At 67.5% G+C, this 4,697-nt stretch carries 3 protein-coding genes; all 3 read right to left on the bottom strand.

The window, feature by feature from the left end:
- Positions 1-30 precede the first annotated feature (30 nt).
- Genes DBR20_RS06725 through DBR20_RS06715 form a run of 3 tightly spaced genes read right to left on the bottom strand, consistent with a single transcriptional unit; the run spans position 31 to position 4,329 of the window.
- Entirely contained in the window at positions 31-2,829 is a 2,799-nt protein-coding gene (locus DBR20_RS06725; protein ID WP_258223232.1) for a TonB-dependent receptor, read from the bottom strand.
- Positions 2,830-2,839: 10 nt separating this feature from the next.
- Complete coding sequence (locus DBR20_RS06720; RefSeq protein WP_108265639.1) at positions 2,840-3,808, bottom strand: FecR domain-containing protein; 969 nt, start codon at positions 3,806-3,808, stop codon at positions 2,840-2,842.
- Entirely contained in the window at positions 3,805-4,329 is a 525-nt protein-coding gene (locus DBR20_RS06715; protein ID WP_108265648.1) for a sigma-70 family RNA polymerase sigma factor, read from the bottom strand. Before DBR20_RS06715 ends, DBR20_RS06720 begins: the two co-directional genes overlap by 4 nt.
- Between the last annotated feature and the right edge of the window lie 368 nt (positions 4,330-4,697).

Here is a 4,697-nt window from a genome sequence, read left to right as displayed (position 1 = left end):
CCGTGGAACAGGCGGCGTAGGGTACTACGCTCAGCGGAATTGCAGGGTCAGCAGGAAGTAGCGCCCCAGGGGATCGTCCAGCCCGGGCATCTGCCCGCCGCTGCCGACAAGGTAGTTCACCGGCCGCGTATCGAGCAGGTTGTGCACGTCCAGCGCGGCAATCACCCGCGGGCTCAGCCGGCGCGCCAGATGCAGGTTCCAGCGCAGCTGCGCAGGGTTCATGCAGCGGCGCTGGTCATGCTGCTGCTGCGTGCAGGCTTCACCGGCCAGCCATGCGCGGGTGCGGCCGACGCGGTTGCCACGCACGGCGATGTCCCAGGATGGATTCTGCCACTGCACGTTGAGAATGCCCGCATTCGCCGGCGTGGCATGCCCGCGCAGGTCCGCCGATTCGCCATGGCTGCGATCACGTCGCAGTTCCTGCTGTTTCAATGCATCCAGCGAGAACAGCCATTGCCCATTGCGGCCGGCATCCACCCGGTACTCGCCACGCAGCACCCAGTTGCGCGAGGTGGTGTGGCCGATGTTATCGAATGACAGGCGAAGATCACGCAGGCGGCCTTGCTCATCCAGCTGCCAGGTACCGGGATTCCACCGTGCATCCCGGGGTTGCAGGGCGAGGATCTCGTTGCGCAGTTCGACGATGTTGTGGGTAAGTGACAGCGAGAACGCATCATTCGGAGTCCAGCTGGCGGCCAGCGAGTGGCTGCGCGAGGTCTCGGCTTTCAGCGCATCGTTCTCCACCACCTCCACTTCCACCTCGCAGCCACCACCGCGCAGCGGGCGCGCGCACGGCGGCAGGGAAGCCGAGGCGGGCAGGGGATACAGGCCGAAGTAGCCCGGCGGTCGCCGCCGCTCGAAGATGCTGGGTGCGCGGTAGCCGCGGCCACTGGCCAGCAGGAACGACCAGTGCGGGCTCGGGCTCCAGCGCAGGCCGGCACGCGGCGAGAACGCAGTGTCACCGCCATCGCGGTCCAGCCGCGCGGCCACGTCCAGACGCAGCGTCGGCGCCAATGGCAGGCCCAATTCTGCGTAAGCAGCGTTGCTCTGCCGCGACAACCGCCGCTGTTCCATCGGCAGGCCCAGCGCCAGCTCGCCCTTGCCCAGCAGCGGATCAGGCAACGAGGTCCAACGCTCGCGGCGCAGGTCGATGCCGGTAGCCAGTTGTGCCGCACCGCCCGGCAGTGTCATCAGGGTGCGCTGCATGCCCCACCAGCCCTGCCACTGCTCGGTACGTCCGCGGTTGTGGATGGCCGGGAACAGCTCCTCTGCCAGCCCCGGCGGCAGGGTGGAAAAGCCGGGCAGGAAATCCAGCGTTCGTGCGGCTTCCAGCAGGCGTTTGCTGCGCACGGCGCCTTCGGTGCGAAGGTCCACCTGGCTGCGCTGCGCGCTGAGACCGGCATCCCAGCTGCGGCCGGCGCGCTCACGGCCCATGCCAAAACTGATGTCGCCTTCGGTGGCATGCACGCGCGGGCGTACTTCGCCGCCTTCCTGCAGGACCACGTTGAAGGTCGCGACACGGCTGAAATTGAGGGAGACGGCGGTCGGGCCCAGTTCAAAACGCTGGCGGTTGTGGCTGGCGCGCGCTTCCACATAGGCGTAGCGTCCGTCACCGCGTTCGTGGCGATAGCGCAGGTAGCCGGACAGCGTTTCCGATGCCGGCTGCAGCGAACGCGGACGTGCGCTGTCGAACCAGCAGCCGTCGTCTTCGCGCTGCAACGGCGGATCGCACTGCGTAGCGGCATAGTAATCGCCGTTGGCCATGAACAGTCCGATCGGGTACAGCGAGGTTTCCGCATGCCAGTCGCGCTGGTCACCGGCTACATGCTGGAGGCGATGCAGGTCGATGCCGGCAAACCAGCGGTCGCCACCTTCGCGCACGCCACCGGTGGCTGCCTGCACACGGTACTGATCGCCATCGCCACGGCTGCTGACCCCCGATTGCAGGGTGGCCTCCGGCCCCTCGGTCTGGTCGCGCAGGATGATGTTGACCACGCCGGACATCGCATCGGCGCCGTAGATGGCCGAAGCACCGCCACGCACCAGTTCGATGCGCTCGACGAAGCTGAGCGGAATGCCACCCAGATCGGTCAGCCCGCCTTCTTCCAGCGAGACCATCGGATAGCGCGGCAGGCGTCGGCCATTGACCAGGAACAGGGTCGCGCGTGGGCCCATGCCGTCCAGGCTGGTGGTGGCTGCTGCGCCGACCGGCAGGTACAGCGAATCACCACTGCGCGAGGTGCTCAGTGGCGGATGGCCGTTCATGCCGGGCAGGTGGCGCAACAGGTCGAACAGCGTGCCGTAGCCGCTGCGCAGGATGTCTTCGCGGTCGATCACCGTTACCGGCAGCGTGGTCTGCACGGAGGTGCGCGGCAACCGGCTGCCGGTGACATGGATCGGAGCCAGTTCCACCTGCACCGGCTTCGGTGGTGCTGGCGGCGGTGGCCGCCGTACCGGCTGCGCGACCACATCGGGTGGCGCAGCATGCCGGCGCACCACGAATCCGCCGCTGGGCGTCTGCAGGATGTTCACCGGCATGCCGGCGACGAGCTGCTTCAGTGCGGCGGCCGGCGCCAGCGAGCCGGCGACGCCGCTGGTGCGCAGGTCTGCCAGTTCACGTGCGTCGAACACCAGGGCAATGCCACTCTGGCGTGCCCATTGCTGCAAGGCCGGCGGCAGGGCGCCAGGAGCGATCCGGTAATCGATCTGGGTGACTGCCTCGGCGGCGCCTGTCGTGGCCGCCACACCGGGCACCAGCACAACGCACAGCAGGGCCTGCAGCAGGCCCCAGCGCAGCATGTCCCAGCGAAGCACACCCGGCGCCGGCATCGGCCGCCGCCTAGTAGGTGCGGCGCAGTTCCAGCGCGCCATCCGAGCGCGGCTGGCCAGCAATGGACCACCCCAGTTCCAGGGCGGAAAGCAGTTCGTGCGCGTCGCCAGCACGGAAGGTGCCGCTGACCGCGAGGTCGGCGATGTCCGGGTCGGCGACCACCAGTGGCGTGCTGCCATAGCGGTTCATGCGTTCGACCACGGTGGCCAGGGGCGTGCCGTCAAACACCAGCTTGCCCTGAGGCCAGGCCTCGGCGGCGGCGGTCGAGGACAGCTGCGGGCCCGGTTGGATCTTCCCGGAGGCCAGGACCTGCAGCTGCTGGCCCGGCGATAGCGTGTGCTGCGCGCTGCCACTGGTGACTTCCACCACACCTTCCAGCAGCGCGACCTCGACCCGGCCGTCAGCCAGGCGCTCAACCTGGAAGGTGGTGCCGATATCGCGGATCGAACTGCCACCAGCCTGTACCCGCAGCGAGCGCGATGACGGTTCGACCTGCAGCTGGATGCGGCCGTGCTCCAGCGCCAGTTCGCGCTTGCGCCAGCCGAAGCGTGCGGTGAGCGTGGTGCCGGCATCGAGCATGGCGATGCTGCCATCGGCCAGCGTGCGCTGCTGCGGCAGCAGGCTGGCGTTGGCATAGGTCAGGGGCGTGGGATTGCCATCGGTGTACAGCATCCAGCCCAGGCCAACGGCGAGGCAGACGCCTGCAGCGGCGGCGACACTCGGCAGCCAACGCCGCTGCGGCCTGCGCGCTGTGCGTGCAGCCGCTGTGCGCAGCCACGGGTCGCCGGCCAGGCCGGCACTGCGCTGGTGCAGCTTCTCGGCCTGCACCCATGCGCTGACGTGCGCGGGATCCTCGGCCAGCCAGTCCTCGAAGGATTGACGCTCTTCGGGGCTGCAGTCGGGGGCTTCCAGCCGGGCTACCCAGGCGCTTGCATGCTCAAAAAGCAACGTGTCATCCCTGTTGTCGTTGCGGATCATTCGGCATCTCCATCATTGTGGAGAGGATCGGGGCCCAGCTCCTTGCGCAGGCCCTGCAATGCGCGGGCAATGTGTTTTTCCACGGTCTTGGCGGTGATGCCGCAATGCCGGGCGATCTGTGTATAGCTCATCCCGGCGATGCGGTTGAGCAGATACACCTCGCGGGCACGTTCGGGAAGCTTGAACAGTGCCTGGCGCAGCAGGACGAGCATCTGCCCGGATTCTGCCTGACGCAGCGGGTCAGGAGAAGCACTGGCGGCTTCTTCGTTGCCGTCGCGTTCGGTCAGCGACAGGTGGTTGCGCGATTGCGGCGAGCGCCCGCGGTCTGCCAGGCGGTTGCGGGCGATGCGGTACAGCAGCAGCCGCAGTTCCTCGGTGTCGTGTGCGCGGTAGCGGATCAGGCGCTCCATGCAGTCCTGGGCGATGTCCTCGGCATCCTCGGGACCGACACCGCGCGCGCGCAGGAAAGCGCACAGCGGCGCGCGTTCCTCACGTACGAAGGCAATGAAGACGTCCGGAATCCCAGGCAGTTCCGGCGCAGCACGGAGCAAAGGGGAGGGCACGGACAGGGGAGGGCCTCGGACGACAATGACGGACGCGTCATCGAGTTTTACGCGACGGTGACCAGATGGGGAAGCCCACGTTTCCCCCGTATTTCCATTGTGAATGCATTCATGTTTTTTCTCGCCTCCGACTGGGGGCGTTCGCCCTGCTGCTGCGTTCTGCTTTCGACCCGCGTGGTGCGGGCGGAGAGAGAGAACGCAATGAAGCATTCGAAGTTGAGCATCGCCCTGGCAGGCCTGGTGGGTATCGCGACCCTGGGCCAGATGGATGACGTCATGGCAATGAATTATCACGTGCAGGGCGATCGCGTCGTGCTCAGTGGCGG

The sequence above is a fragment of the Stenotrophomonas sp. HMWF023 genome, assembly GCF_003060985.1.
In the GTDB taxonomy this organism is placed as follows: Bacteria; Pseudomonadota; Gammaproteobacteria; order Xanthomonadales; family Xanthomonadaceae; genus Stenotrophomonas; species Stenotrophomonas lactitubi.
Note: the sequence above shows the minus strand (reverse complement) of the source record. Positions and strands in the feature narration are given on the sequence as shown.

Excerpts from the sequence above, each read along its gene's own strand:
- DBR20_RS06725 (WP_258223232.1), bottom strand. The coding sequence starts at position 2,829 with ATGCCGGCGCCGGGTGTGCTTCGCTGGGACATGCTGCGCTGGGGCCTG.
- DBR20_RS06720 (WP_108265639.1), bottom strand. The coding sequence starts at position 3,808 with ATGATCCGCAACGACAACAGGGATGACACGTTGCTTTTTGAGCATGCA.